The 4,102-nt window shown below is 42.5% G+C and carries 4 protein-coding genes; 3 read left to right on the top strand and 1 reads right to left on the bottom strand.

The features are described from left to right. Positions 1-763 (top strand): NAD-binding protein (locus VK080_RS14200; protein ID WP_324225427.1); only part of this gene is annotated, 763 nt, incomplete at its 5' end. Between the two features lie 226 nt (positions 764-989). Here VK080_RS14200 and VK080_RS14195 read toward each other — a convergent pair. Then, positions 990-1,664, bottom strand: coding sequence for a hypothetical protein (locus VK080_RS14195; protein ID WP_324225426.1), 675 nt, complete (start codon positions 1,662-1,664; stop codon positions 990-992). Positions 1,665-1,773: 109 nt separating this feature from the next. Here VK080_RS14195 and VK080_RS14190 point away from each other — a divergent pair, with 109 nt between their 5' ends. Then, a complete protein-coding gene (locus VK080_RS14190; protein WP_414672257.1) occupies positions 1,774-2,514 on the top strand; it encodes a gluconate 2-dehydrogenase subunit 3 family protein in 741 nt (246 codons plus the stop codon). A gap of 129 nt (positions 2,515-2,643) precedes the next feature. Beyond that, positions 2,644-4,102, top strand: a 1,459-nt coding sequence (locus tag VK080_RS14185; protein WP_324225424.1) for a GMC family oxidoreductase, incomplete at its 3' end; no start/stop codon positions are given.

Raw genomic sequence — 4,102 nt, 5'->3', positions numbered from 1 at the left:
AACAATCAATACGGATATCACGAAACAGGAAAAAACGCTGGTCGGTTGGATTGCGCCCCGTGGTATCGTAGCGTTAACCGTTTCCAGCTACTTTGCCCAGGTGTTGTTAGATGCTGGTTTTACTGATGCAAATCTCGTTATCCCACTGACACTTGGTCTCGTTTTTTCGACAGTGGTTGCGCATGGGTTTTCAATCCGATGGGTGGCAGAGAAACTCGGTCTCGCTATCAATAGCCAACCCGGTGTCCTGATAGTTGGCAGCAATTCATTTAGTGTCGGTATGGCAAAAGTGATGAAGGATTTAAGTATCCCTGTATTGATGGCAGATTCTTCACAACAGCGACTAAATACTGCTCAGAAGGCAGATATCGAAACCTATCATGGCGAAATATTGTCTGAACTCTACAATTATGAATTAGATCTGACAAAGTATGAATATCTAGTTACAGCGTCCAAAGTGAATTCTTATAATGCCTTAGTTTGTAAATCCTTTGTTCAAGAAATGGGTCGAAATAATATCTTCAGTCTGCATAATAAACAGGGGGAGAATCTTACGGAATTCACCAACAAATACGAGAAACGCTATTTAACAAAAGAAAATATTTCATGGGGTGAACTGAATGATCGCGTCGAACAGGGCTTCCAAATCAACACAACGGAGTTAACCAAAAAAAGCTTTGCCCAATATGTTGAAGAACGTGGTGAACAAGGAGATACTGTTGTAAGCCTGGATCCATCAAACACAAAAAGTGAAAACAATTGATATTACCAGATCAACGAACGAAAAGTCCAACACTTTAGATGGGCTGAGAGTGAGTTTTTTGAGGTGCCATCACCTGCTTTCTTTCCAGTCAGACATGCATCAATTTAATTGAAGTTATTAGTTCCAATTACGGTGTTAACAAAGATGTGAAGTGCACCCCAAAGGTTAGAGACAAAAATCTAATTTGGGGATGCACTTCATTATAGAGGGGTTAAGTCATGATTTCTCAATCGGCCATTTCAAATAATTTAAGCAGATTGTCCGATGCTTCCTGGTAAGACGAATTCATAATATTGTCTTTAATCGTTTCAATGGTATCTACAGCTTCCGGATTTGTCACAGTTAAAATTTTAACATTTTCATTAAACATACGGTTTATTTCCTGTTTTGCCTGATCAAGATTATCCTGGCTTACATTCCGGTTATCATTTCCTTCAGCCTGCGCATTACTTTTTCCGGACAGACCACTTGTGCCACTCAGCAGATCACGCTGTCTGTTATCATATTCATGACTGGTCGTCTGCTCTTCATTCCGGGCTAAAATGACGGAATCGTCTACCACAAATACTTTGACACCGGTGATACCTTTTCCCTCCAGAATGGATTCAAAAAATGACGAAATACCGCCTTCATGAACACCTGAGCTGCCAATAGTACTGTAAATATTCTGCCCAATCCCCTCATTTACGTTACCGTCCTTGCTGGTTGTCTGTTTTTTATCGCCAGTTTCGCTGGGGATAACTGAAGGGTCATTGTTATGTTTGGCATCCTGCTCTGCCATATCTGTCACATTAGTCTTGTCATTGTTATCAGCCACTTCATCTCCCGAATTAGTGCAGGCGCTGACAATTAAGAGCATGCCAGCCAATGCTGCCAGCTGAATTGTACCTAATTTTTTCATGGGCTTACCTCCTTATTTAAACTGCTTCTTGGTAGTTTGCCCCATATTTTTTTATGCATGAATGGTTTTTTTTGGAGCAGACTAATATTGAAACAGGGAGGTGAGTATTTTGGCAGAAAAAAATCAGGGTGAACAAGAAAATTTGTCAAGAAGAAAATTTCTCAAAAAATCCGGAATAGCTGCTGGCGGTCTGGCAGTTGGGGGCGTGCTAGGTGGTGTAATTCCATGGGGTGCTGACGAAAAGAACAAGGATCAGGGTGCCAGAAAGTCCACGAATTATAATCAGGCTCTGATGTTTTTTACCCAGGCAGAATTCCAGACAATTGAAGCAGCTGCTGAGCGGATTTTTCCTGAGGATGATAACGGCCCTGGTGCAATTGATTTAGGTGTAGGTTATTATATTGACCATCAACTTGCGGGTTCATATGGATTCAATGCACGGGATTATATGGAACCGCCATTCTTCCATGGCGAGAAAGAACAAGGCTATCAGGGCAGACTGAAACGCCGAGAGATTTTCAGAATAGGCTTGCGTGAAATGCAAAATTACAGTCACCAAGAATACGAGAAAAGCTTTTCTAATTTAACAGGGGAACAGCAAGATTCAGTGTTGCAGGCTTTCCAGGAAGAAAACGTTAATTTAACGACGATTTCAGCAAGCGGCTTTTTTGATTTGCTTCGCAGCATGACAATGGAAGGTGCATACAGTGATCCGCTTTACGGCGGCAATATTGATATGGCTGGATGGGAAATGAAAGACTATCCGGGCAACCAAATGAATTATACGGATATTATCGAGAAAGACTTTCAGGATATAGAGCCGAAAAGTCTTCGTGACCATATGGGATAATAGAAAAGTCTCCCTCATCTTTTCTAAGAAATCAAAGTGGTGGAGATCGATTAGCACATTTCATGTTATGTTTATCTATCTATATTAAAAGTAGCTTGCTTGTAATTACAGAACCTAAGGGGTGATCGATTGGTTAAGAAATTGCCAAAAGTGGATGTGGTGATTGCCGGTGTCGGCTGGGGAGGCGGTATCATCGCTTCTGAACTTGCCAAGCAGGGAATGCAGGTAGTCGGATTGGAAAAAGGCGACGAAAGAACAACGGAAGACTATTATATGGTTCATGACGAATTACGTTATGCCCTCAGGTATGAACTGATGTCGGATTTGTCAAAGAACAAGATAACTTTTAGGCGTAACCAAAAAATGCGGGCCTTGCCAATGCGACAATATGGTTCCTTTTTGTTGGGAGATGGAATCGGCGGAGCCGGTGTTCACTGGAATGGCCAGACATTCCGTTTCTTGCCATATGATTTCCAGATCCGAAGTAAAACAATCGATCGTTACGGAAAGGACAAAATTCCGGACGATATGACAATTCAGGATTGGGGTATCACGTACAATGAAATGGAGCCATATTTCGACAAGTTTGAGAAAATGGCAGGGATCTCAGGTGAGGAAAATCCACTCGGAGGAGAACGCTCTGATGGTTATCCGACAAAACCAATGAAGCACTCCCCGCAAATGAAAATGTTTAAAGAAGCCTGTGAAAACCTGAATTATCATCCTTATACAATTCCTTCAGCAAACTTATCGGAACAATACACAAATCCTGATGGCATATCACGGTCTGCATGTCAATATTGCGGATTTTGTGAACGGTTCGGGTGTGAATATGGAGCAAAAGCGGACCCGGTGGTAACCGTTATTCCAGTTGCCAAGAAGACAGGCAATTTTGAGCTTCGGACACACTCATGGGTGAGAAGAATTATGCATAAAGACGGCAAGGCGACCGGTGTACGCTATACAGATATCACAACAGGTGAGGAAGTTGAACAGCCGGCCGATGTTGTCGTCGTAACAAGCTATGTATTCAATAATGTCAAACTTCTGCTCAACTCTGAGGTCGGACGTCCATATGATCCATCGACCGGGGAAGGGGTTATCGGTAAAAATTATGCTTATCAGGTGATCAAGGGGGCGGCCACTGGTTTTTTTGAAGATAAAAAGTTTAACAATTTTGCTGGTGCGGGTGCACTTGGAATGGTCATAGACGATTTTAATGGAGACAACTTTGACCACTCTGATATAGATTTCATCCATGGCGGTTATTTGTCACTGACACAGACCGGCAAAAGACCGATACAGACAAATCCGGTCCCGAACGATTCCCCGACATGGGGAAAAGATTTCAAGAAAAATTCACTGAAATATATCAATTCAACCCAGTCGGTTGGAGCGATGGGAGCCAGCATGCCGTTTAAGCAGCATTACCTTGACCTGGATCCGACCTATAAAGATACATTTGGAGACCCGCTTGTGCGCATGACGTTCGATTTCAGGGAACAGGATCGCCAATTGGCCAAATTCACGGCCCAAAAAGCTAAAGAAATCCTAGAAGAAATGGGGGCAGATCGGGTTGATGCCATGG

The sequence above is a fragment of the Lentibacillus sp. genome, assembly GCF_035301925.1.
Lineage (GTDB): Bacteria > Bacillota > Bacilli > Bacillales > Amphibacillaceae > Lentibacillus.
Note: the sequence above shows the minus strand (reverse complement) of the source record. Positions and strands in the feature narration are given on the sequence as shown.